This window comes from Pseudomonas kielensis (assembly GCF_030505375.1).
Taxonomy (GTDB): Bacteria; Pseudomonadota; Gammaproteobacteria; order Pseudomonadales; family Pseudomonadaceae; genus Aquipseudomonas; species Aquipseudomonas kielensis.
The window spans coordinates 4,275,699-4,299,358 of the sequence record NZ_CP130043.1; the positions used below are offsets into that span (position 1 = coordinate 4,275,699).

Annotated in this window: 23 protein-coding genes and 2 pseudogenes; 13 read left to right on the top strand and 12 right to left on the bottom strand. The window is 61.6% G+C overall.

What is annotated here, in order from left to right:
* The first annotated feature begins 158 nt into the window (after positions 1–158).
* The 6 genes from ftsK (at position 159) to cysG (ending at position 7,779) form a co-directional block, all read left to right on the top strand.
* Positions 159–2,564, top strand: coding sequence for a DNA translocase FtsK (ftsK, locus tag Q1W70_RS19990; protein ID WP_185818142.1), 2,406 nt, complete (start codon positions 159–161; stop codon positions 2,562–2,564).
* Between the two features lie 58 nt (positions 2,565–2,622).
* Positions 2,623–3,246, top strand: a complete 624-nt coding sequence (gene lolA, locus Q1W70_RS19995; protein WP_166591418.1) for an outer membrane lipoprotein periplasmic chaperone LolA — start codon at positions 2,623–2,625, stop codon at positions 3,244–3,246.
* A gap of 144 nt (positions 3,247–3,390) precedes the next feature.
* Complete coding sequence (locus Q1W70_RS20000; protein WP_166591419.1) at positions 3,391–4,716, top strand: replication-associated recombination protein A; 1,326 nt, start codon at positions 3,391–3,393, stop codon at positions 4,714–4,716.
* Positions 4,713–5,087: a fluoride efflux transporter CrcB gene (gene crcB, locus Q1W70_RS20005; RefSeq protein WP_166591420.1), complete on the top strand. Its 375-nt coding sequence runs from the start codon at positions 4,713–4,715 to the stop codon at positions 5,085–5,087. The genes Q1W70_RS20000 and crcB overlap by 4 nt, the downstream gene beginning before the upstream one ends.
* A gap of 16 nt (positions 5,088–5,103) precedes the next feature.
* On the top strand, positions 5,104–6,384 hold the full coding sequence (serS, locus tag Q1W70_RS20010; RefSeq protein ID WP_166591421.1) for a serine--tRNA ligase: 1,281 nt from the start codon (positions 5,104–5,106) through the stop codon (positions 6,382–6,384).
* The gene (gene cysG, locus Q1W70_RS20015; protein WP_166591422.1) at positions 6,385–7,779 is read left to right on the top strand and encodes a siroheme synthase CysG; all 1,395 of its coding nucleotides are present in this window, start codon (positions 6,385–6,387) and stop codon (positions 7,777–7,779) included.
* A 115-nt stretch (positions 7,780–7,894) separates the two neighbouring features.
* On the opposite strand, the gene Q1W70_RS20020 is transcribed toward cysG, so the two are convergent.
* The 9 genes and pseudogenes from Q1W70_RS20020 to Q1W70_RS20060 form a co-directional block, all read right to left on the bottom strand.
* Positions 7,895–8,896, bottom strand: a complete 1,002-nt coding sequence (locus Q1W70_RS20020; protein WP_166591423.1) for a glutathione S-transferase family protein — start codon at positions 8,894–8,896, stop codon at positions 7,895–7,897.
* Positions 8,897–8,987: 91 nt separating this feature from the next.
* A pseudogene (locus tag Q1W70_RS20025) lies at positions 8,988–9,988 on the bottom strand (glycosyl transferase family protein).
* Positions 9,985–10,320 carry a TusE/DsrC/DsvC family sulfur relay protein gene (locus Q1W70_RS20030; protein ID WP_166591425.1) on the bottom strand — a complete coding sequence of 112 codons (336 nt, stop codon included), beginning with the start codon at positions 10,318–10,320 and terminating at the stop codon, positions 9,985–9,987. Before Q1W70_RS20030 ends, Q1W70_RS20025 begins: the two are co-directional and overlap by 4 nt.
* Entirely contained in the window at positions 10,317–10,616 is a 300-nt protein-coding gene (gene tusB, locus Q1W70_RS20035; RefSeq protein ID WP_166591426.1) for a sulfurtransferase complex subunit TusB, read from the bottom strand. The genes Q1W70_RS20030 and tusB overlap by 4 nt, the downstream gene beginning before the upstream one ends.
* Entirely contained in the window at positions 10,616–10,978 is a 363-nt protein-coding gene (tusC, locus tag Q1W70_RS20040; RefSeq protein WP_166591427.1) for a sulfurtransferase complex subunit TusC, read from the bottom strand. Before tusC ends, tusB begins: the two co-directional genes overlap by 1 nt.
* A 3-nt stretch (positions 10,979–10,981) precedes the next feature.
* Positions 10,982–11,374, bottom strand: a complete 393-nt coding sequence (gene tusD / locus Q1W70_RS20045) for a sulfurtransferase complex subunit TusD (protein ID WP_166591428.1) — start codon at positions 11,372–11,374, stop codon at positions 10,982–10,984.
* Positions 11,375–11,439: 65 nt separating this feature from the next.
* Positions 11,440–12,144, bottom strand: a complete 705-nt coding sequence (locus tag Q1W70_RS20050; protein WP_166591429.1) for a YoaK family protein — start codon at positions 12,142–12,144, stop codon at positions 11,440–11,442.
* Between the two features lie 3 nt (positions 12,145–12,147).
* Positions 12,148–12,477 carry a DUF6388 family protein gene (locus Q1W70_RS20055; protein ID WP_166591430.1) on the bottom strand — a complete coding sequence of 110 codons (330 nt, stop codon included), beginning with the start codon at positions 12,475–12,477 and terminating at the stop codon, positions 12,148–12,150.
* 59 nt (positions 12,478–12,536) lie between these two features.
* Positions 12,537–12,785, bottom strand: coding sequence for a hypothetical protein (locus tag Q1W70_RS20060; RefSeq protein ID WP_095171377.1), 249 nt, complete (start codon positions 12,783–12,785; stop codon positions 12,537–12,539).
* 168 nt (positions 12,786–12,953) lie between these two features.
* On the opposite strand from Q1W70_RS20060, the gene Q1W70_RS20065 reads away from it, so the two are divergent.
* Complete coding sequence (locus tag Q1W70_RS20065) at positions 12,954–13,292, top strand: hypothetical protein (protein ID WP_166591431.1); 339 nt, start codon at positions 12,954–12,956, stop codon at positions 13,290–13,292.
* Positions 13,293–13,392: 100 nt separating this feature from the next.
* On the opposite strand, the gene Q1W70_RS20070 is transcribed toward Q1W70_RS20065, so the two are convergent.
* Together Q1W70_RS20070 and Q1W70_RS20075 are read right to left on the bottom strand one after the other, a co-directional pair.
* Positions 13,393–14,136, bottom strand: a complete 744-nt coding sequence (locus tag Q1W70_RS20070; RefSeq protein ID WP_166591432.1) for a UDP-2,3-diacylglucosamine diphosphatase — start codon at positions 14,134–14,136, stop codon at positions 13,393–13,395.
* On the bottom strand, positions 14,133–14,636 hold the full coding sequence (locus tag Q1W70_RS20075) for a peptidylprolyl isomerase (RefSeq protein ID WP_095171372.1): 504 nt from the start codon (positions 14,634–14,636) through the stop codon (positions 14,133–14,135). Before Q1W70_RS20075 ends, Q1W70_RS20070 begins: the two co-directional genes overlap by 4 nt.
* A gap of 250 nt (positions 14,637–14,886) precedes the next feature.
* On the opposite strand from Q1W70_RS20075, the gene Q1W70_RS20080 reads away from it, so the two are divergent.
* The 6 genes and pseudogenes from Q1W70_RS20080 to Q1W70_RS20105 all read left to right on the top strand — a co-directional run.
* Complete coding sequence (locus tag Q1W70_RS20080) at positions 14,887–16,584, top strand: glutamine--tRNA ligase/YqeY domain fusion protein (protein WP_166591433.1); 1,698 nt, start codon at positions 14,887–14,889, stop codon at positions 16,582–16,584.
* 18 nt (positions 16,585–16,602) lie between these two features.
* Entirely contained in the window at positions 16,603–17,985 is a 1,383-nt protein-coding gene (cysS, locus tag Q1W70_RS20085; protein ID WP_166591434.1) for a cysteine--tRNA ligase, read from the top strand.
* 203 nt (positions 17,986–18,188) lie between these two features.
* Positions 18,189–18,914 (top strand): IclR family transcriptional regulator, encoded by a 726-nt coding sequence (locus Q1W70_RS20090; protein WP_166591435.1) that lies wholly within the window; start codon positions 18,189–18,191, stop codon positions 18,912–18,914.
* Between the two features lie 20 nt (positions 18,915–18,934).
* The gene (gene hutG / locus Q1W70_RS20095) at positions 18,935–19,873 is read left to right on the top strand and encodes a formimidoylglutamase (RefSeq protein ID WP_166591436.1); all 939 of its coding nucleotides are present in this window, start codon (positions 18,935–18,937) and stop codon (positions 19,871–19,873) included.
* A 58-nt stretch (positions 19,874–19,931) separates the two neighbouring features.
* On the top strand, positions 19,932–21,140 hold the full coding sequence (gene gltS, locus Q1W70_RS20100) for a sodium/glutamate symporter (RefSeq protein WP_166591437.1): 1,209 nt from the start codon (positions 19,932–19,934) through the stop codon (positions 21,138–21,140).
* 65 nt (positions 21,141–21,205) lie between these two features.
* Positions 21,206–21,334, top strand: a pseudogene (locus tag Q1W70_RS20105) (arginase family protein); the annotation flags it as partial.
* A gap of 204 nt (positions 21,335–21,538) precedes the next feature.
* Here Q1W70_RS20105 and Q1W70_RS20110 read toward each other — a convergent pair.
* Positions 21,539–23,374 (bottom strand): sigma-54-dependent Fis family transcriptional regulator, encoded by a 1,836-nt coding sequence (locus tag Q1W70_RS20110; protein WP_166591468.1) that lies wholly within the window; start codon positions 23,372–23,374, stop codon positions 21,539–21,541.
* Positions 23,375–23,660: the final 286 nt, after the last annotated feature.

Here is a 23,660-nt window from a genome sequence, read left to right on the forward strand (position 1 = left end):
ACGCAAAAAAGCACAGCGTGCCGTGTTTATAAAAACCCGGGCGCAGTGTTAAAAGTAGTCCCAGTTGCGCCTGTACACTTTTTTACCTGCCTGGATTGGGCAGTTTTTTATAGTCATTCAACAGATGGACGCGCCCCTGGCGCAGGAAAAGAAGCGTTTTGAAGAAATCCACCGCAGCACCTAAACCAGTCGTTCCGCTTTGGCGTCAACACCTGCACTACCGACTCAAGGAAGGTGCGTTGATTGCCATCGGGGCCCTGTGCCTGTTCCTAATGATGGCCTTGCTGACCTACGGCAAGGACGATCCGGGCTGGAGCCACAACAGCAAGATCGACGACGTGCAGAACTTCGGCGGCCCGGCGGGCTCCTACAGCGCCGACATCCTGTTCATGGTGCTGGGGTATTTCGCCTATATCTTCCCGCTGTTGCTGGCGATCAAGACCTATCAGATCTTCCGCCAGCGCCACGATCCGTGGGAGTGGAGCGGCTGGCTGTTCTCCTGGCGCCTGATCGGCCTGGTGTTCCTGGTGTTGTCGGGCGCGGCCCTGGCCCACATCCATTTCCATGCCCCCACCGGCTTGCCGGCCGGTGCCGGTGGCGCGCTGGGTGAAAGCCTGGGCGACCTGGCCAAGAATGCACTGAACATCCAGGGCAGCACCCTGATGTTCATCGCCCTGTTCCTGTTCGGCCTGACCGTGTTTACCGACCTGTCGTGGTTCAAGGTGATGGACCTCACCGGCAAGATCACCCTCGACCTGTTCGAACTGTTCCAGGGCGCCGCCAATCGCTGGTGGGCCGCGCGTACCGAGCGCAAGCAACTGGTTGCACAACTGCGTGAAGTGGATGATCGGGTGCATGACGTAGTGGCACCGACCGTGACCGACAAACGCGAGCAGGCCAAGGTCAAGGAGCGCTTGATCGAGCGCGAGCAGGCCCTGAGCAAGCACATGTCCGAACGCGAGAAACAGGTCCCGCCAGTCATCGCCCCGGCACCACCGAAACCCGCTGCCCCGAGCAAGCGCGTCGAGAAAGAGAAACAGGCGCCGTTGTTCGTCGACAGCGCCGTGGAAGGCACCTTGCCGCCGATCTCGATCCTCGACCCGGCGGAAAAGAAACAACTCAACTATTCGCCTGAATCGCTGGCGGCGGTAGGGCATCTGCTGGAAATCAAACTCAAGGAATTCGGGGTCGAGGTCTCGGTGGACTCGATTCACCCGGGCCCGGTGATTACCCGCTACGAAATCCAGCCCGCGGCGGGGGTCAAGGTCAGCCGTATTTCCAACCTGGCCAAAGACCTCGCGCGTTCGCTGGCAGTGACCAGTGTGCGGGTGGTGGAAGTGATTCCGGGCAAGACCACGGTCGGTATCGAGATTCCCAACGAAGACCGGCAGATCGTGCGCTTCTCCGAAGTGCTGTCGACCCCGGAATACGACAACTTCAAGTCGCCAGTGACCCTGGCCCTGGGCCACGACATCGGCGGCAAGCCGATCATCACCGACCTGGCAAAAATGCCTCACCTGCTGGTGGCCGGTACCACCGGTTCCGGTAAGTCGGTGGGGGTCAACGCGATGATCCTGTCGATCCTGTTCAAGTCCGGCCCGGAAGACGCCAAATTGATCATGATCGACCCGAAAATGCTCGAGTTGTCGATCTACGAAGGCATTCCGCACCTGCTGTGCCCGGTGGTCACCGACATGAAGGACGCGGCCAACGCCCTGCGCTGGAGCGTGGCCGAGATGGAGCGGCGCTACAAGCTGATGGCCAAGATGGGGGTGCGTAACCTGTCCGGCTTCAACCAGAAGGTGCGCGAGGCGCAAGAGGCCGGCACACCGTTGACCGACCCGTTGTACAACCGCGAAAGCATTCACGACGAAGCACCGCTGCTGACCAAGCTGCCGACCATCGTGGTGGTGGTCGACGAATTCGCCGACATGATGATGATCGTTGGCAAGAAGGTTGAAGAACTCATCGCCCGTATCGCGCAGAAAGCCCGGGCGGCCGGTATCCACCTGATTCTCGCGACCCAGCGTCCGTCGGTGGATGTGATCACCGGTCTGATCAAGGCCAACATCCCGACGCGCATGGCGTTCCAGGTATCGAGCAAGATCGACTCGCGGACCATCATCGACCAGGGCGGCGCCGAGCAACTGTTGGGTCACGGTGACATGCTCTACATGCCGCCTGGCACCAGCCTGCCAATCCGGGTGCACGGTGCGTTCGTTTCCGATGACGAGGTTCACCGGGTGGTGGAGGCCTGGAAACTGCGCGGCGCTCCGGAATACAACGACGACATCCTCGCCGGTGTCGAAGAAGCCGGCAGCGGCTTTGAAAATGGCGGCGGCGGTGGTGATGATGACGCCGAAACCGATGCGCTCTACGACGAAGCCGTGCAGTTCGTGCTCGAAAGCCGTCGCGCGTCCATCTCGGCGGTGCAGCGCAAACTCAAGATCGGCTACAACCGCGCGGCGCGCATGATTGAAGCCATGGAAATGGCCGGGGTCGTGACCTCCATGAATACCAACGGCTCGCGTGAAGTCCTGGCCCCTGGCCCGGTGCGCGACTGATCAGTGCCGCGTGACCTCACGCGGCGCGTCATTCAAACGAATCTCTATGAGGACTCCCATGCGTCTTATCCGCATGTTGCTGTTGCCGGTACTGGCTTTCACCACCCTCTCGGCCCATGCCGATGAAAAGGACGTGGCGCGTTTGACTCAACTGCTGGAAAAGTCCCAGACCCTGAGCGCGCGTTTCTCCCAGCTGACCCTCGACGGCAGCGGTACCCAGTTGCAGGAAACCACCGGCCAGATGTCGCTGCAGCGTCCGGGCCTGTTCTACTGGCACACCGATGCGCCGCAGGAGCAGTTGATGGTCTCCGATGGCAAGAAGGTCTCCCTGTGGGACCCGGACCTGGAGCAGGTCACCATCAAGACCCTCGACCAGCGCCTGACCCAGACCCCGGCGCTGCTGCTCTCCGGTGATGTGTCGAAGATCAGCCAGAGTTTCGACATCAGTGCCAAGGAAGCCGGCGGCGTGATCGATTTCACCCTCAAGCCGAAAACCAAGGACACCCTGTTCGACAATCTGCGCCTGTCGTTCCGTAACGGCCTGGTCAACGACATGCAACTGATCGACAGCGTCGGCCAGCGCACCAACATCCTGTTCACTGGCGTGAAAGCCAACGAACCGATCCCGGCGTCCAAGTTCAAGTTCGACATCCCCAAGGGTGCCGATGTGATCCAGGAATAACCAGCCGCAAAGCGCCCGCGATGGCGTCGGCACATCCAGCATTGATGTGACTGATGCGCCGCTTTCGCGGGCGAGCCCGCTCCTACAGGGATTGTGTTGTTAAGCACATCGACGTCAGGCCCCAGTGAGGTTTCAAACGTAGTCATGGATCTGTTTCGAAGTGCCCCGATCGCTCAGCCACTGGCCGCTCGCTTGCGCGCGGCGAACCTGGATGAGTACGTCGGCCAGGAACACCTGCTGGCCCGCGGCAAGCCCTTGCGCGAGGCGTTGGAGCAGGGTGCCCTGCATTCGATGATCTTCTGGGGGCCGCCGGGCGTGGGCAAGACCACCCTGGCGCGCTTGCTCGCGGAAGTCTCGGATGCTCACTTTGAAACGGTTTCGGCGGTGCTGGCCGGGGTCAAGGAGATCCGCCAGGCGGTGGAAGTGGCCAAGCAGCAGGCTGGGCAATACGGCCGCCGCACCATCCTGTTCGTCGACGAAGTGCATCGCTTCAACAAGTCGCAGCAGGACGCCTTCTTGCCGTACGTGGAAGATGGCACGCTGATTTTCATCGGTGCGACCACCGAGAACCCCTCCTTCGAGCTGAACAACGCCTTGCTGTCCCGGGCCCGGGTCTACGTGCTCAAGAGCCTCGACGAGGTGGCGCTGAACAAGCTGGTACAGCGCGCGCTGACGGAAGAACGCGGCCTTGGCAAACGTCAACTGAGCCTCAGCGACGAGGGCTTCCAGATGTTGCTGTCGGCAGCGGATGGCGACGGCCGACGCTTGCTCAATCTGCTGGAGAACGCCTCCGACCTGGCCGAAGATAACAGCGAGATCGGTGTCGACCTGCTGCAAAGCCTGCTGGGTGACACTCGGCGCCGCTTCGACAAGGGCGGCGAGGCCTTCTACGACCAGATTTCCGCGCTGCACAAATCGGTACGCGGCTCCAATCCCGATGGTGCCTTGTACTGGTTCGCCCGCATGCTCGACGGTGGCTGCGACCCGCTGTACCTGGCCCGGCGCGTGGTGCGGATGGCCAGCGAAGACATCGGCAATGCCGATCCGCGGGCGCTGAGCCTGTGTCTGGCGGCCTGGGATGTGCAGGAGCGCCTCGGCAGTCCCGAGGGCGAGTTGGCGGTGGCCCAGGCCATTACCTACCTGGCGTGTGCGCCGAAAAGCAACGCGGTGTACATGGGCTTCAAGGCCGCCATGCGCAGTGCCGCCGAGCATGGCTCGCTGGAAGTCCCGCTGCACCTGCGCAACGCCCCGACCAAGTTGATGAAGCAGCTGGGCTACGGCGACGAGTACCGTTACGCCCACGATGAACCGGATGCCTACGCCGCTGGCGAAGACTACTTCCCCGACGCCCTCGAGCCCCAGGCGTTCTACCGGCCGGTGCCGCGCGGCCTGGAATTGAAGATCGGCGAGAAGCTCAATCACCTGGCGCAGCTCGACCGCCTGAGCCCCCGGCAGCGGAGAAAAACATGATTGCCCTGATCGCCGCCGTCTCGTTGGGCGGTATAACCGGCACCTTGCTGCGCTTTGCCACCGGCAACTGGATCAACGCCAATTGGCCGCGGCACTTCTATAGCGCGACGCTGGCCGTTAATATCGTGGGCTGTCTGCTGATCGGCATTTTGTACGGCCTGTTTTTGACTCGCCCGGAAGTACCCCTGGAGGTGCGCGCCGGGTTGATGGTTGGCTTTCTTGGCGGCCTGACGACTTTTTCATCCTTTTCACTGGATACGGTGCGCTTGCTGGAAAGCGGGCAAGTACCGCTGGCCCTGGGCTATGCGGCCATCAGCGTATTCGGCGGGCTGCTCGCGACCTGGGCTGGCCTGTCCCTGACCAAACTTTGATAAACGAGAGACCGACATGCTCGATTCCAAACTGTTACGTAGCAACCTTCAGGACGTAGCGGACCGCCTGGCATCCCGCGGTTTTGTGCTGGATGTTGCGCGCATCGAAGCGCTGGAAGAACAGCGCAAGACCGTCCAGACCCGCACCGAAGCACTGCAGGCTGAACGTAATGCGCGCTCCAAATCCATCGGTCAGGCCAAGCAACGCGGCGAAGACATCGCGCCGTTGATGGCGGACGTCGAGCGCATGGCCAGCGAACTGGGGGCCGGCAAGGTTGAGCTGGACGCGATCCAGACCGAGCTGGATGCTATCCTGCTGGGCCTGCCGAACCTGCCCCATGAGTCGGTGCCGGTAGGCGCAGACGAAGACGGCAACGTCGAAGTGCGTCGCTGGGGCACCCCGGCCACCTTCGATTTCGAGGTCAAGGACCACGTCGCCCTCGGCGAGAAGTTCGGCTGGCTCGATTTCGAAACCGCCGCCAAACTGTCCGGCGCCCGTTTTGCCCTGCTGCGTGGGCCGATTGCCCGTCTGCACCGCGCCCTGGCGCAGTTCATGGTCAACCTGCACACCACCGAACACGGCTACGAAGAGGCCTACACCCCTTATCTGGTGCAAGCGCCGGCCCTGCAAGGCACTGGCCAGTTGCCGAAGTTCGAGGAAGACCTGTTCAAGATCACCCGCGAAGGCGAGGCCGATCTGTACCTGATCCCGACTGCCGAAGTGTCGCTGACCAACATCGTTGCCGGCGAGATCGTCGATGCCAAGCTGCTGCCGATCAAATTCGTCGCGCACACGCCGTGCTTTCGCAGTGAAGCCGGTGCCTCGGGTCGCGATACCCGCGGGATGATTCGCCAGCACCAGTTCGACAAGGTCGAAATGGTCCAGATCGTCGAGCCGTCGACCTCGATGGAGGCCCTCGAAGGCCTCACCGCCAACGCCGAAAAAGTCCTGCAACTGCTGGAACTGCCTTACCGCACCCTGGCGCTGTGCACCGGCGACATGGGCTTCAGCGCCGTCAAGACCTACGATCTGGAAGTGTGGATCCCGAGCCAGGACAAATACCGCGAGATTTCCTCGTGCTCCAACTGCGGTGATTTCCAGGCCCGGCGCATGCAAGCGCGTTTCCGTAACCCGGAAACCGGCAAGCCTGAGCTGGTGCACACCTTGAACGGCTCTGGCCTGGCGGTGGGTCGGACCCTGGTGGCGGTGCTGGAAAACTACCAGCAGGCCGACGGCTCGATCCGCGTGCCGGACGTGCTGAAACCCTACATGGGTGGCCTTGAGGTCATCGGCTAAATGAAATATCTGCCGCTGTTTCACAACCTGCGCGGCAGCCATGTGCTGGTGGTCGGTGGGGGGGAGATTGCCTTGCGCAAGTCCCGCCTGCTGGCCGACGCCGGTGCACTGCTGCGGGTCGTTGCACCCGAGATCGAAGTCCAGTTGCGTGAGCTGGTGCAAAACAGTGGCGGCGAACTGCTGGGGCGCGGCTATCAGGAATCTGACCTGGACGGTTGCGGGCTGATCATTGCCGCTACCGATGACGAAACCTTGAACGCGCAAGTCTCCGCCGATGCCCATCGGCGTTGCGTGCCGGTCAATGTGGTGGATGCGCCTGCCCTGTGCAGCGTGATCTTCCCGGCGATCGTCGACCGTTCGCCGCTGATCATTGCGGTGTCCAGCGGCGGTGATGCACCGGTACTGGCGCGGCTGATCCGGGCCAAGATCGAAACCTGGATTCCGTCGACCTACGGCCAGTTGGCGGGGTTGGCGGCGCGTTTCCGTGACCAGGTCAAAGGCCTGTTCCCGGACGTGCAGCAACGCCGTGGCTTCTGGGAAGACGTGTTCCAGGGCCCGATAGCCGACCGGCAACTGGCCGGGCAGGGCGCTGAAGCCGAGCGACTGCTGCAAGCCAAGCTGGCCGGTAAAGCCAGCGTGACCACCGGCGAGGTGTATCTGGTGGGCGCGGGGCCGGGCGATCCGGACCTGTTGACCTTCCGCGCCCTACGCCTGATGCAGCAGGCGGACGTGGTGTTGTACGACCGCCTGGTGGCGCCGGCCATTCTCGAACTGTGTCGGCGCGACGCCGAGCGGGTCTACGTCGGCAAGCGCCGCGCCGATCACGCCGTGCCCCAGGACCAGATCAACCAGCAACTGGTGGATCTGGCTCGACAAGGCAAGCGTGTGGTGCGACTCAAGGGGGGCGATCCGTTCATCTTTGGGCGCGGCGGTGAAGAAATCGAAGAGCTGGCGGCCCAGGGCATCCCGTTCCAGGTGGTGCCGGGCATTACCGCTGCCAGCGGCTGTGCGGCCTACGCCGGGATTCCGTTGACTCACCGTGACTACGCACAGTCCGTGCGGTTCGTCACCGGTCACCTGAAAGACGGCACCAGCGACCTGCCGTGGAGCGACCTGGTGGCACCGGCCCAGACCCTGGTGTTCTACATGGGCCTGGTGGGCTTGCCGATGATCTGCGAGCAGTTGATCAAGCACGGCCGTGGCGCGGACACGCCAGCGGCGTTGATCCAGCAGGGTACCACCGCCAATCAGCGAGTCTTCACCGGCACCCTGGCCGACCTGCCACGCCTGGTGGCGGAGCATGAGGTGCATGCGCCGACCCTGGTGATCGTGGGCGAAGTGGTGCAACTGCGTGAGAAACTGGCGTGGTTTGAAGGGGCGCAGGCGCAAGTCTGAAGTCCGCGTTGCCAATATCGCGGGCAAGCCCGCTCCCACAGATGACTTGTGCTGGACACAAATCCCCTGTGGGAGCGGGCTTGCCCGCGATAGGGCCTTCAAAAAAACTGCAACATCAGGCCTTGCGCCAAACCCCCTGGCCATTCAAGCGCTGCCGATCATGGGGCGCGTTGAAATCCTGCTGCGGTCCTTTTGGCACCACCCCCGTCGGATTGATGGTCTTGTGGCTGACGTAGTAGTGATTCTTGATGTGGGTAAAGTCCACTGTCTCGGCAATCCCCGGCCATTGATACAGTTCGCGTAGCCAGTTCGACAGGTTCGGGTAATCGGCTATCCGCCGCAGGTTGCACTTGAAGTGACCGTGGTACACCGCATCGAACCGGATCATCGTGGTGAACAAGCGCACATCTGCTTCAGTCAGGTACTCCCCCGTCAGATAGCGGTTTGCGCCCAAGACACGCTCCAGGTGATCGAGCTCGGCAAACACCTCATCGAACGCCTCGCCATAAGCCTGTTGCGACGTGGCAAACCCGGCGCGATACACACCATTGTTCACGGCCGGATAGATCCGCTCATTCAGCGCATCGATCTCACCGTGCAGCGGTGCCGGGTAGAAATCCAGGTCATTGCCGGTCAAATCATCGAACGCGCTGTTGAACATGCGGATGATCTCCGCCGATTCATTGCTGACGATGCGTTTGAGCTTTTTGTCCCACAGCACCGGCACGGTGACGCGACCGGTGTAGTCGGGCGTGTCGGCGGTGTAGCGCTGGTGCATGAAGTCGAAGTGATCGAGTGAGTCGCCGGTTGATCCGAGAGTGGTGTCGAAGGTCCAGCCATTTTCCAGCATCAACCAACTGACCACCGAAACGTCGATCAGACCTTCCAGGCCTTTGAGTTTGCGCAGGATCAACGTGCGATGCGCCCACGGACAGGCGAGCGAAACGTAGAGGTGATAACGCCCGGCTTCAGCGCCAAAACCGCCTTCGCCGTTGGGGCCGGGCTGGCCGTCAGTCGTGACCCAGTTGCGGCGCTTCGCCTGTTCGCGCTGGAACGCGCCGTCCTTGCTGCTTTCGTACCACTTGTCCTGCCAGTGGCCATCAACGAGTAAACCCATGCTCAAGACTCCGCAAACCAATAATCGTTGGAGCCGAGTCTATTCCGATGAGTTCGAACTAAAAGCGCAAAGATCGGGCGTCAATGATCGGTTAAATCGATTTGTCGCGAGCAGCCCAGTACTGTTCGGCGGTTTCAAACGCCTGCTCACGGGGCTGGCCAAGACCGCGCAGGGCCAGTGCCATGGTCGAAATCAGGGCCATTTGCGGATAGCTGTCGACCACATCACCACGCCACACCGCTTTCAGGTGCTCGATATCCAGCGAGGCCGGCTTGACGTGACGTTGCGCCGACAGCTGTGGCCATTCTTCGTCCCAGCTTTCGCCGCCGGCAGTGCCATACAGATGGCTGTCGGCATCCGGATTGATCTCGATTTCACCGCCATCGCCCTTGACCACAATCGCCGTGTCGCCGAGCAAGCCACTGGCATCGCGATGCACAGCCTGATAGCCCGGGTGGAAAATGCTTTGCAGGCCGCAGCGCGCGCCCAGCGGGTTGAGAATCCGCGCCAGCGAATGAATCGGTGAGCGCAGGCCGAGTGTGTTGCGCAGGTCGATCATCTTTTGCAGTTGTGGTGCCCAGTCCATCAGCGGCATGAACGCCAGGCCACCGTTGTCCAGTGCCGTACCGACTTGCTGCCAGTTGCGGCACAACGCAATGTTCAATTCGCCGAGCAGTTGCTCGCTGTACAGGCGTCCGGCAGTGTGCGCGCCACCGCCATGCATGAAGATGCGCACGCCGTTCTGGGCCAGGCACTTGGCCGCCAGCAGGTACCACGGCAGGTGACGCTTCTTGCCGGCGTAGGTCGGCCAGTCCAGGTCGACCGCCAGGGGGGAGCGTGCAGGCGTTCGCGCAGGGCTTGGGTGAAGCCCGCCAGTTCTTCCGGGCTCTCTTCCTTGTGCCGCAACAGCATCAGGAAGGCGCCGAGCTGGGTGTCCTCGACTTTGTCGTCCAGCAGCATGCCCATGGCTTCGCGGGCTTCCTCGCGGGTCAGGCTGCGCGCGCCGCGCTTGCCTTTGCCGAGGATGCGCACGAAGGGGGCAAACGGGTGTTCGGCGGGCGTTTCGGTCAGCAGTGGGGCGAAATCGGTCATAGACAATTCGTCGGTTTGGGCAGGCCCGCCAGCTTGGCGGCGAGTTTGGCGGGAGTGCCTTTGAACAGGCGGTTCAGGTGCAGGCTGTTGCCCTTGTCCGGCCCCAGCTTGAGCGCGGTGTACTTGATCAGCGGGCGGGTTGCCGGCGACAGCTGGAACTCCTGGTAGAAGCCGCGCAGCAGCTCAAGGATTTCCCAGTGTTCGGCGCTCAGCGTCAGCGCTTCGCTGGCCGCCAGCGCTTCGGCGACTTGCGCCGACCAGTCCGCCAGGTCCAGCAAGTAGCCGTCTTTGTCCAGGGCGATCTGGCGTGTACCCACAGTCAGGGTGTTCATAACCAGCTGTTGACCTTGTCGTAGGTTATCGACAGTTCGACGAAGGCCGGGTAGTCAAGGCGCTTGATCCACTGCGGCACTGGCAGGCCCCGGGCCTGGACGTCTTCTTCCAGGACATACAGCGACAGGCCGTCAGCCCGATCCTGCAATTGACTGAACGGCGCGCTGCCGGGTTGCAGGGCATAGACCGCGTCCCCTGTAAGCAGCAGGCCATCGTTGACGCCCAGCAGGCGCAGGCAACTGTCCAGCCGGTTGTCGGAGAAGGGGGAATGAGACAACACATGCAAAGTCGACATCAGAGGGTAATAACCTGGTCATAGCGGTCAATAACGGCCGAGATCTGCCCGGCGGCCAATAGCTGCAGCTCATCAAGGCTCAGGTCCTGCGCCAGCAAGCCACGTGCGTGGGCACTGTCGGCACAGACGTAGAGGTCCTCGACGCCGAACAGGCCAAGGGCTTGCAGGTTGGCGCTAAGGTCTTTTTGCTGGATGGCCTTGGCATTCTGCTGGCTGGCCAGCTGGAACACACCATCATCGAGAAACAGCAGGCCGATGGGCAGGTCGAAGGCGCCGCCGGCCAGCACGATGTCCAGTGCTTCACGGGCACCGGGGCCGGACCAGGGGGCCTGGCGGCTGATAATCAACAGGGATTTAGGCACGGCTCATGGCCCTCCAAAGCAAATCAGGCGATCGGCGTCCTGCACCGCGTCGTGCAGTTGACCGAGGCCGGACAATTGCCACGGCGCGTCGACATTGATCGCGCTGCGCTGATAGCGCTTGGCCTCGGTCTCGTCCAGCACGCCGCGTCTCAGGGCGGCGGCAATGCACACCACACCGTCGAGTTGCTGCTCACTGACGAAGGTGCGCCACTGCTGGGCGACGTCCTGCTCATCCTGTGGTGTGACGACGCTGCTCGAAGCGTTGTAGACGCCGTCCTGATAGAAAAACAGCCGCACGATCTGGTGCCCGCCGGCCAGCGCGGCCTGGGCAAACAGCAGGGCGCGGCGCGAGGAGGGGGCGTGAGGGGCCGAAAACAGCGCGATGGCAAACTTCATGGCGAACTCTGACGATAAATCTGCGGCCATGATAATGCTTTATCGGCGGTGCGGCGAAGGGCGATTCAGCGCGGCATGTAGCCCAGATGCCAGCGACGCGGAATCTTCAGCGAGACAATGCCCAGCACGGCTGCCAACAGGCCGCTGGCGTACAGCGCTTGCAGGCCGAACTGATGCTCCAGGAGCGCCCCCAGCACCGCACCGGCAAACATCCCGGTCCAGGGGATCAACTGCACGCGCCAGCCCGCGCGTCGCTCGCCGAGCATCCAGCGTCCTAGGCCACGGCCGAAGCGTGACAGGGCGCCGGTGACGTAGGTCAGGCCGATCGGCAGGCCGTTGACCTGCTCCACGGCGGCATTCAGCATGCCCATGGCCAGGATCGCCGCCAGCAATGCCGGGAATTGTGTTTCCAATGGCCAGGCTGCGGCGCCGCACAGCAGGGCCGCGATACTCAGCATCAGGGGCAGGGCGTGGCGCCTGCCGATGCGACTGACGATCACACCCAGGGCGTTGCCGACGATAAACATCAACACCAGCACCAGCAGGCGCAGGGTCAGTTGCCAGTCACTGTCGCTGATCGCCACCGCCAGGCGTGTGGTGTTGCCGCTCATGAAGGAAACAAAGTCGCCGGTGGCCATGAAGCCGATGGCGTCGGTCATGCCTGCCAGGACCGACAGGCTCGCCACCAGGCACAGGCCGATCCGGCCACGCCATTTCTGCACGTGCAACAGCCCGCTGGTGGGGGCGCGATGGGGAGGGGAAGGCAGCATCGGCTAGCGCTCGAGGCCGTGCAGTTCGCAGTATTCCTGCCAGTCCATGCCGGCCATCTGCGCCACCTCCTTGTGCACCTCCAGCCGTTGGGCGGCGAAGTCCTCGGGGGTAGCGGCGGTCAACTGCAAGGTCAGTTCCCAGGCAAACAGGCCTAGGCGTTCGGCCTCGGCTTCGTAGGCTTCATGCAGACGCTCGCTGCGAAAGTGTTCCATGCTCTCGCCTTTGGCCTGGGCGGCCAACGGATTGAGGTGGTCCAGTTCTTCGCGCAGTGCCGGATGGGCATTGAGAAAACGTTGCAGCGCCAGTTCGTGTTGCGATTCGATCGGAGCCATGGATCATCCTGGTCAAAGTGAAAGTATACGCGCAGTCCCTGGCCGGGCCTTGATCCTGGTCAGGAAGTCTTCTTGCGGTTGGCCTTGGCTTCGGCCGCCAGGCACTCAAGGGCAAACTGTTCGGTGTAGGTCATCTGAATCGGCGTGGTCTCGCCCTTTACCGTGCGTTCGCCGTCGAGAATGTAGCGAATGCGTTTATCGGTCACGCCAATGCGCTTGGCAATCCAGGAGGGGGTCTGGCCGATCTGGCTGATCAGTTTGTCAGCGTAGTCGGTGGATGGTTTGTACAGCTCGGCGTTGGGGGTCATTGGCTTTCCAGAAAGAGTACGTGGCGCACGGCGCCCATAATGGCGCGATAGGGTGCGTGAATAACCGTGGCCTGTCGCGCCTTATCTCGAAGTAAAGCAGAGCCTTTGCACTTCGAGACGGCGGTGTGGGGTGATAGAGTCGGCGTTTTTCCCATTTAAGGAAGCATGATGCGTATTTGTATGGTGGCACTGGCGGGGCTGTTACTGGCCGGGTGTGCGGGATCGACGATGAATCAGGCCCGTACCCAGAGCCCCTACAAGACGCTCGCTTCGAACAAGGCTGACCTGGTGGTTGCCCAGTGTGTGCAGTTTGCCTGGCAGGATGAGGCGGTCTTTGGGGTGGATGCCAGCGGTTATCTGGAGCCGGTGGACGGTGGTGGGTTTACCGTTTATACCCGGTCGGCTGAGTCGTTTATCGATGTGCAGGGAGGGGTGTTGAAGTATTACGTGGTGCAAGATAGCTGGGTTGCCACGCGTCGGTTGGCGGCTTTGGCGACCTGCTTGTAGGGGGTTATCCATAGATGTGGCAGCGAGCTTGCTTGCGATGGGGCCGGCACATTCAACAGCGATGGTGCCTGAGCCACTGCTATCGCGAGCAAGCTCGCTCCTACAGCTGCGGCAAGGCAGCCACCGGGAAGTCGAACGCGGCCAGTTGGAATCCCTGGTCGTCCACCTGCAATGCCCAGCCTTGACGGTCCCAGTCACCGAGCACAATGCGCTTGGCCGCCAGTTCGCCGATCTGGAGTTTGTGGATGGCGGGGCGGTGGGTGTGGCCGTGGATCAGGGTTTTTACCCCGTATTGCTGCATGATCCGCGGGATTTCCTCGGGGGTCACGTCGACGATGTCGTTGGCTTTCATGCGGGTTTGGGTGCGGCTTTCGCTTCGCAACTTGCGCGCCAGGGCGTGGCGAGTGCGCAGGGGCAGGTGGCGCAGGATGAACAGCGTCAGCGGATTGCGCAGGTAGCGTCGCAGTTTCATGTAGCCGATGTCGCGGGTACACAGGCTGTCGCCGTGCATCAGCAGCACCGGTTCACCGGCGAGTTGCACCACACTCGGGTCTTTCAGCAGGGTACAGCCGGCTGCTTTGCAGAAGGCCTTGCCCAGCAGGAAGTCGCGATTGCCGTGCATCAGAAAGATGGCCGTGCCGCTGTCGCTCAAGGTGCGCAGGGCCTGGCAGATGGAGCGTTGGAAAGGGCTCATGGCGTCGTCGCCAATCCAGGCCTCGAAAAAGTCGCCCAGTATGTACAGCGCACTGGCCGCGCGGGCGCGGGTGGCGAGCAAATCCAGAAACGCCCGGGTGATGTCCGGGCGCTCCTCTTCCAGATGTAAGTCTGAAATCAGCAGTATCACTCAATGATCTCGGCTTTCTCGATGATCACGTCTTCTGCTGGAACATCCTGGTGGCCGGACTTCATGGTGGTGGAAACGCCCTTGATCTTGTCGACAACGTCAGTGCCGGCAGTCACTTTGGCGAATACCGCGTAGCCCCAGCCCTGCACGTTCTTGCCGCTGTGGTTGAGGAAGCTGTTGTCCGCCACGTTGATGAAGAACTGCGCGGAAGCCGAATGCGGCTCCATGGTGCGAGCCATGGCCACGGTGTACTTGTCGTTGGAAAGACCGTTGTCCGCTTCGTTCTGGATGCTTGGACGCTTGTCTTTCTTTTCCTTCATGCCTGGCTCGAAACCGCCGCCCTGGATCATGAAGTTGCCGATGACGCGGTGGAACACGGTGTTGGTGTAGTGACCGGCCTTAACGTACTCGATGAAGTTGGCCACGGTGATCGGGGCTTTCTCGGCGTTCAGGTCCAGGACGATGTCGCCATGGTTGGTGGTCAGTTTGACTTGAGTCATGATCGCTACTCTTTAAGGAATTCGTGGGTTTCGGGGCAGCACGGCCCCCAACCGGTTTGGCCAGCGTCGGCCAAGGTGCGCAGTTTAGCGTGCCGGGCGCGAATTTCGAGGCTGTTTTTTCATTGGAGTTCGATTAAAAGCAGCAGTTTTCCGGCCTGCTCTGTCAGGCACTTGACCGCATCGGCTATGATAGCCGCTTTGTTTTGTCCGGCCTGCATGTAGGCCACGCACTTGTACGCCCAAGGATCCTATGAGCAAGCCCACTGTCGACCCTGCCTCGAATTCCAAGAACGGCCCAGCCGTGCCGGTCAATTTCCTGCGCCCGATCATCCAGGCGGACCTGGACTCGGGTAAGCACACGCAGATCGTCACCCGTTTCCCGCCTGAGCCCAATGGTTACCTGCACATCGGTCACGCCAAGTCGATCTGTGTGAACTTCGGCCTGGCCCAGGAGTTCGGTGGCGTTACGCACCTGCGTTTCGACGACACCAACCCGGCCAAGGAAGACCAGGAATACATCGACGCCATCGAAAGCGACGTCAAGTGGCTGGGTTTCCAGTGGTCCGGTGAAGTGCGCTATGCCTCGCAGTATTTCGACCAGCTGCACGACTGGGCGGTCGAGCTGATCAAGGCGGGCAAGGCCTATGTGGACGACCTGACCCCTGAGCAAGCCAAGGAATACCGCGGCAGCCTGACCGAACCGGGCAAGAACAGCCCGTTCCGTGAGCGCAGCGTGGAAGAAAACCTCGACCTGTTCGCCCGCATGAAAGCCGGCGAGTTCCAGGACGGTGCACGGGTGCTGCGGGCCAAGATCGACATGGCCTCGCCGAACATGAACCTGCGCGACCCGATCATGTACCGCATCCGCCACGCCCACCACCACCAGACCGGTGACAAGTGGTGCATCTACCCCAACTACGACTTCACCCACGGTCAGTCGGATGCCATCGAAGGCATCACCCACTCGATCTGCACCCTGGAGTTCGAAAGCCATCGTCCGCTGTACGAGTGGTTCCTGGACGCGCTGCCGGTGCCGGCCAAGCCGCGCCAGTACGAGTTCAGCCGCCTGAACCTGAACTACACCATCACCAGCAAGCGCAAGCTCAAGCAGTTGGTCGATGAAAAGCACGTCAACGGCTGGGACGACCCGCGCATGTCGACCCTCTCGGGCTTCCGTCGTCGTGGCTACACGCCAAAATCGATCCGCAACTTCTGCGAAATGGTCGGCACCAACCGCTCCGACGGCGTGGTCGACTTCGGCATGCTGGAATTCAGCATCCGCGACGACCTCGACCACAGCGCCCCGCGCGCCATGTGCGTGTTGCGTCCGCTGAAAGTGGTGATCAGCAACTACCCTGAAGGTCAGGTCGAGAACCTCGAACTGCCGTGCCACCCGAAAGAAGACATGGGCGTGCGCGTCCTGCCGTTCGCCCGGGAAATCTACATCGACCGTGAAGACTTCATGGAAGAGCCGCCAAAAGGCTACAAGCGCCTGGAACCGGGCGGTGAAGTGCGCCTGCGCGGCAGCTACGTGATCCGCGCCGACGAAGCGATCAAGGACGCCGATGGCAACATCGTCGAACTGCGTTGCTCCTACGACCCGGACACCCTGGGCAAGAACCCTGAAGGCCGCAAGGTCAAGGGTGTGGTTCACTGGGTGCCGGCCGCTGCCAGCGTCGAGTGCGAAGTGCGCCTGTACGATCGCCTGTTCCGTTCGGCCAACCCTGAGAAGGCCGAAGACAGCGCCAGTTTCCTGGACAACATCAACCCCGACTCACTGCAAGTCCTCACCGGTTGTCGTGCCGAGCCTTCGTTGGGCAATGCACAGCCGGAAGACCGTTTCCAGTTCGAGCGCGAAGGCTACTTCTGCGCGGATATCAAGGACTCGAAACCGGGCGCTCCGGTATTCAACCGTACCGTGACCCTGCGCGACTCCTGGGGCCAGTGATTCAGTCAAGGAACTAAAGTGCTAACGATCTACAACACGCTCACCAAGAGCAAAGAAGTCTTCAAGCCGCTGGATGGCAACAAGGTGCGCATGTACGTGTGCGGGATGACCGTGTACGACTACTGCCACCTCGGCCACGGCCGCAGCATGGTCGCGTTCGACCTGGTGACCCGCTGGTTGCGGTTCAGCGGGTACGACCTGACCTACGTGCGCAACATCACCGACATCGACGACAAGATCATCAATCGGGCCAATGAGAACGGCGAGTCGTTCGAAGCCTTGACCGAGCGCATGATCGCGGCGATGCACGAAGACGAAGCGCGCCTGAACATCCAGAAGCCGGACATGGAGCCGCGCGCCACGGATCACATTCCGGGCATGCACGCGATGATCCAGACCCTGATCGACAAGGGTTACGCCTACGCCCCGGGCAATGGCGACGTGTACTACCGCGTCGGCAAGTTCATGGGCTACGGCAAGCTGTCGCGCAAAAAGATCGAAGACCTGCGCATTGGTGCGCGGATCGAGGTCGACGAAGCCAAGGACGATCCTCTGGACTTCGTGCTGTGGAAGGGCGTCAAACCGGGCGAGCCGAGCTGGGAGTCGCCGTGGGGCGCCGGGCGTCCGGGCTGGCACATCGAGTGCTCGGTGATGTCCACCTGCTGCCTGGGCGAGACCTTCGACATCCATGGCGGCGGCAGCGACCTGGAGTTCCCGCACCACGAGAACGAAATCGCCCAGAGCGAAGCGGCCACCGGCAAGACCTACGCCAATGCGTGGATGCATTGCGGCATGATCCGGATCAATGGCGAGAAGATGTCCAAGTCCTTGAACAACTTCTTCACCATCCGCGACGTGCTCGACAAGTACCACCCGGAAGTCGTGCGTTACCTGCTGGTATCGAGCCACTACCGCAGCGCCATCAACTACTCGGAAGACAACCTCAAGGACGCCAAGGGCGCCCTGGAGCGTTTCTACCACGCGTTGAAAGGCCTGCCGAAGGTGGCACCGGCCGGTGGCGAAGCCTTTGTCGAGCGGTTCACCCAAGTGATGAACGACGACTTCGGCACGCCGGAAGCCTGCGCGGTGCTGTTTGAGATGGTGCGCGAGATCAACCGCCTGCGTGAGAGCGATCTCGCGGCGGCGGCCGGTCTGGCGGCGCGCTTGAAAGAGCTGGCCAGCGTGCTGGGTGTGCTGCAGCTCGAAGCCGACGACTTCCTGCAGGCTGGCGCCGAAGGGCGGGTCGACGCGGCTGAAGTCGATGGCTTGATTGCCGCGCGCCTGGCGGCGCGTGCCGCTAAAGACTGGGCCGAATCCGACCGCATCCGCGACCAGCTCACCGCCATGGGCGTGGTGCTGGAAGACGGCAAGGGCGGTACGACCTGGCGTCTGGCTGACTGAGTGGTGTCATCGCTGCAAAACAAAACCCGCCTAGTGCGGGTTTTGTTTTGACTGGCATCGCAAGCCATTGATTCGGCAGATCAACCGTGAGGCTAAGGGCTGGCCGCTGATCGTTATCTGCGGGTTTTTTCCCACTCAGTGGGAATCTGGTTTCAGTTAATGGAAAACTCGGTGCACCATGTCCGCAAGAGCATGAGGCCGATATGAACTACAACACGCCCACTGATCGCTTGCTGCAAATCCTCGTCACCCTGGGGCAATCCGGCGAGGCGATCTCCGCCAAACAACTGTCCGAGCAACTGGCACAGCCGCTCAGCAGCACTTATCGCCATCTCAAGACCCTGCTGCGCTGGGGGCTTGCCGAAGAGAACGGTCAGGGTCGCTATTTGCCGGGGCCAACTTGTTTGCAACTGGCCAAGAAATTCGACCGCGAAGCCGTGCTGGTGACCCTCGCCAAGCCGGAACTCAAGCGCCTGGCCGAGCAAAGCCAGGAAAGCGTGGCGTTAATGGTGCCCAGCAATGGCCAGGCGATTTGCATCGAGCTGGTCGACAGCCCGCAACCGCTGCGTTGCTGCTACCAAAAAGGGCTGGCCCAGCCGCTGTTGGTCGGTGCGTCGGCGAGAGTGCTGTTGGCCTATATGGATGAGGCGCAAAGCCTGTCGGCTCTTTTGGCGCAAGGCGTCGAAAGCGAGGAAGTCGCCACGTACCAACGCAGTTTTGCCGATATCCGCGCTGCCGGGTATGCCGTGAGTGTGAGTGAAATCGACGACGGCATTTGGGGTGTCAGCGCGCCGTTGCTCGACAGCCGCAATCGCCTGCAAGGCGCCATCAGCCTCATGGCTCCTGCCTTCCGGGCGCACACCCGCCGTGAACGCCTGATCCGCTGGACCCAGGACGTGGCCCTGCGCCTGAGCGCCCGGCTCGACTGAATTTGACTGGAGTTTCAAGCATGACTGCTGTTTCTGACATACCCCTGTGGACAGGTCGTATCGACGCTGGCGAAGGGCAGGCTGCGCTGCGCTGGCATCAATGGGTCAAGCCCTTCTGCGAGGGTCAGTCTGCGGGTGCAGCACTGATTGGACTGGCCTGTGATGAAGGAGTCAAACGTAATCAAGGACGCACCGGCGCCAGTCTTGGCCCGTCAGCACTGCGCAAGGCGTTGGCCAACCTGGCGTGGCACGGCCATACGCCGCTGTATGACGCGGGCGATGTGAGCTGTACCGACAGTAACCTCGAAGGCGCGCAGCAGATTTACGCTCATCACGTCAGCTATATGCTCAACCAGGGGCATTTGCCGTTGGGGTTGGGTGGCGGCCATGAAATCGCCTTTGCCAGCTTTAGCGGCCTGGCCGATCACCTGCGCCAGGCCACCCCGCATGCGCGAATCGGCGTTCTCAACTTTGATGCCCACTTTGATCTGCGCCATGGTGAACAAAGCAGTTCGGGAACCCCTTTTCGCCAGATAGCCGAGTACTGCCAGCGTGCACAGATGCCGTTCACCTATTGCTGCCTGGGTGTCAGCCAGTTGAACAACACCCAGGCGCTGTTTGAGCAGGCGCAGCGACTGAATGTGCGTTACCGCCTCGACCGGCAAATGAACAGCTGGGACATACCCGCCTGCGAAGCGCTGATCGATGAGTTCTTGCAAGACGTCGATCACCTCTACATGACCATCTGCCTTGATGTCCTGCCCGCCAGCCAGGCGCCCGGTGTCAGTGCGCCGTCTGCCCATGGCGTGGACATGCAGATCGTCGAGCACCTGATACGTCATGCCAAGGCCAGCGGCAAATTGCGCATGGCCGACATCGCCGAACTCAACCCCGGCCTGGATATCGACAATCGAACCGCCCGCATTGGCGCGCGTCTGCTCGCCAGCCTGATCGATTAAGTTTTTCCGTAAATCCCTGAAACCGCTTGTTGAATCATAAGAAAAAGAGAAATTCGCCATGCTGACATTCGAACTGGATGCGCTGAGCACCCTCGCTCTCGCGCTGCTCCTGCTGGGCCTGGGTGCCCAACTGAAAAAACGTAGCTACTGGCTGCGTCACCTGTGTGTTCCTGCACCGGTGATTGGTGGTTTTGGTTTTGCCTTGGTGATCTGGCTGTTACGTGATCAGCAACTGCTCAACCTGACCCTCGACACCAGCCTGCAAACCCCGCTGATGGTGGCGTTTTTCACCACTGTCGGTTTGGGGGGTAGCCTGGGTTTGCTGCGCAAGGGCGGCAAATTGCTGTTTATCTACCTGGGTGCGTGCTGGGGCCTGGCGCTGGTGCAAAACGTGGTGGGTGTCAGTGTCGCCAAGCTGCTGGGCATCGACCCGTTGTTGGGGATCATGGCTGGCGCGGTGTCACTGGAAGGCGGTTTTGGTGCGGCGGCAGCTTTCGGGCCGATTGCTGAAAACCTCGGTGCGGTCGGTGCGACCACTGCAGCGCTGGCAGCTGCAACCTTTGGCATGGTGGCAGGCGGCTTGCTAGGTAGCCCGCTGGCGCGCTGGTTGATCGAGCGCAACAAACTCGTGGTCAAGGCCGAAGCCGTTGGCAGCCTCAAGGCGTTCGAAGAAGTGGTCCACACCGCGCCGCCCGCGCTGGATGCTGCCACCTTGTTGCGCTTGTTGACCTGCATTGTGGTGATCATGGTGCTTGGGTTCTGGCTGGGCTCCAGCTTGCAACAGCATCTGGGTATCGTGTTGCCGAGCTATGTGGGCGCCATGTTCGTCGCGATCATCCTGCGCAACCTCAATGACCGTGCTCAGGTTATCGAGATGCCCGACCATGCCGTCAGCACTATCGGCGATGTGTGCCTGGGCATGTTCCTGACGATGGCAATGATGAGTCTGAAGTTTTGGGAGCTGGAGAAGCTCGGCTTGCCGCTGCTGGTGATTCTGGTGGTGCAGGTGGTGATCATGATTTTGCTGTGCGTGTTCGTCCTGTTCCGCCTGTTTGGCCGCAACTACGACGCGGCAGTTTTGTGCGCGGGCTTCATGGGTCACGGGCTGGGCGCGACGCCCAATGCAGTGGCCAACATGGGCGCCATTTGTGACCATTACAAAGTGTTCTCGTACAAAGCCTTCATCATCGTGCCGCTGTGCGGTGCCGTGCTGATCGACATTGTGGCTATCCCGATGATCACCTGGTTTATCAACGCATACAGTTGAGAATCACCTGGTTGCTTCATTGCTAAATCGCGCAGAAGCCATCGCCGGCAAGATGGCTTCTGCCAACCAATGCGCGCCCGGAAATTTTCTTCGTTGGCTCCGGCGACTATCACCACCTCACGCCGGCGTTTCCTGCCGACTTGAAAGAGCCCATCAGCCTGATCCACTTCGATAACCACCCCGCGTGGGTACGCCTGCTGCTGACGCCCGGACAAAGCTCTGGATATGACCAAGGCGAAGCGCTGATCGAAGGTTTTACGCCCGATGCGTTATTGGCAGACGCTCGGCCTGTTGAGTGCTAAAGGCGGGCGAGGCCGCCTACCGGCCGGCCGGCCTTTTTCCTGATGAATGAATTTCCCCTGTGGGAGCTAGCCTGCTAGCGATTGACCGCGCAGCGGTCAGCTCTCGCACTGGCGCAGCCGCTTGTAGAGGGTGTTACGACTAACCCCCAGCCGCCGTGCCAAGTGCGAAATATTCCCCCCGGCCGCCTGCAACTGTCGATTCAAGTCCTCGGCGTCATTCACATCCACTGCCAACGGCTCAGCCGCCGCGATGGGCTCCATTTCCAGGTCGACAAAAAAATCATCCGGTAAATGCTCGGGCCGTACCGGCTGGTCTTCGGCCATGGCCAGGGCCACCTGGATCACGCTGCTGACCTGGCGCAGGTTGCCGGGCCATGGATGGCGTTCGAACAGGGCCAGTACTTCCGGGCTCAAGCCGGCCCACTGGAGCGCCTCGCGGTGCTGTTCCCACAGACGCTTGAACAGCGCCTGCTTGTCGCTGCGCTCGCGCAGCGGCGGCAGTTCCAGGGTCAGGCCGCCGATACGGTAATACAGGTCTTCGCGAAAGCGCCCCAGTTGCACCTGCTCGCGCAAAGAACGGTTGGTGGCCGAGATGATGCGCAGGTCCACCGCGAACAATTCACTGCTGCCCACCGGCTGCACGCAACGCTCCTGCAGTACCCGCAGTAGCCGGGCCTGGGTCGGCAGTGGCATGTCGCCGATTTCGTCGAGAAACAAGGTGCCTTTGTCGGCCTTGCGGATCAGGCCGATGCTGCCCTTCTGATTGGCGCCGGTGAAGGCGCCCTTTTCATAGCCGAATAGTTCGGACTCCACCAGTTCGGCGGGGATCGCCGCGCAGTTGACGGCGATAAATGCCTGTTTGCTGCGTGAGCTCGCCTGGTGCAGCGCCTTGACGAAGACTTCCTTGCCCACCCCCGTTTCGCCGTGGATCAACAGGGGAATGTCTTTTTCCAATAAGCGCTCGGCCTGGCGCACGGCCTTTTCCACGCGGCTGTCGCCAAAGTGCAGGGTGCCTAGGCTGATGGGCTGTGGCGCGGGGAGGGGGGCTTGGGCGAATACCCGGGCCTGCATCGGGCGCTGTAACGGCCGCTTGAGCAGGCAATGGAAACGGTTGCGCCCGGCGGCCTGCAGGGCGAAGGGCAGGCCGTCGGGCTGGTTGAGCAACTCCAGCAACGACACCTTGAACAGGCTGTCGATGCTGACCCGCGACAAGCTGATGCCCAGCAGGTTGTCCGCCCGCCGGTTGGCCGAGAGCACCTGGCCGCTTTCATCAAAAATCAGCAGCCCGGCCCATTGACTGTCGAGGTTGTTCAGGCCGGTGTTGAACACCAACTGGAAGTGCTCCCCCTTGAACAGATTGAGGATCAGTCGGTTTTCCACGGTCTGGCTCATCATCTTGACCATGCCCAGGGTGTGGTCTGGCGGCAGGTAGCTGTCGCTGGACACATCGAGCACGGCAATCAGCCGCCGCTCGGCATCGAAAATCGGCGCCGCCGAGCCGGTCATGAAGCGGTTGGCCTTGAGAAAGTGCTCATCGTGGGCGATGTGCACGGCCTGTTCGCAGGCCAGGGCGGTACCGATGGCGTTGGTGCCGCTGGATTGCTCACGCCAACTGGCGCCGGCGTTGAAGCCACGGCTCAGGCTCGGCTCGATAAAACGCTGGGTACCCCAGGAGGTCAGCACCTGGCCCTGGTTGTCGGCGAGCATGATCAGGCAATTGGAGTTGCTCAGGATGTTCTCGTAGTAGGGCAGCACTTCCTGGTGGGTGGTCTGCACCAGCGCGTGCTGGCTTTCCAGCAGGCGCGCGATGCCGGCGGCGGGGAGCTGGTCGAAGGCCGGGGGGCTTTGATGTTGCAGGCCGAAGGCGCGACAGCGGCGCCAGGAGTCCTGGATGATGGCATCGTGGGGCAAGGGCGAGGCAGGCGCGGACATGGCGGGCAGTCTCTGGGCAAGCATTTATTGTTCTTGTTATGGGCAAACACGATCGCCGGACGCGGGCCGCGCCAGCGGTTTCAGGGGACCTACGTACGCTGTGAGGTAATGGTTGAGTGTTGTTCACAATTGTTCAAAGTCAACTCGGCAACTGTTCAATTGTCCTGCCAATGTTGTTCATTTCTGTTCAGCGGTGAACCCGCCAGATTCATCCTTTTCGTGAAACCCACGGCGGATCAAACACTTGGAATTTCTGGCACGAATGTCGCTCTGTCACCTCGGTCGC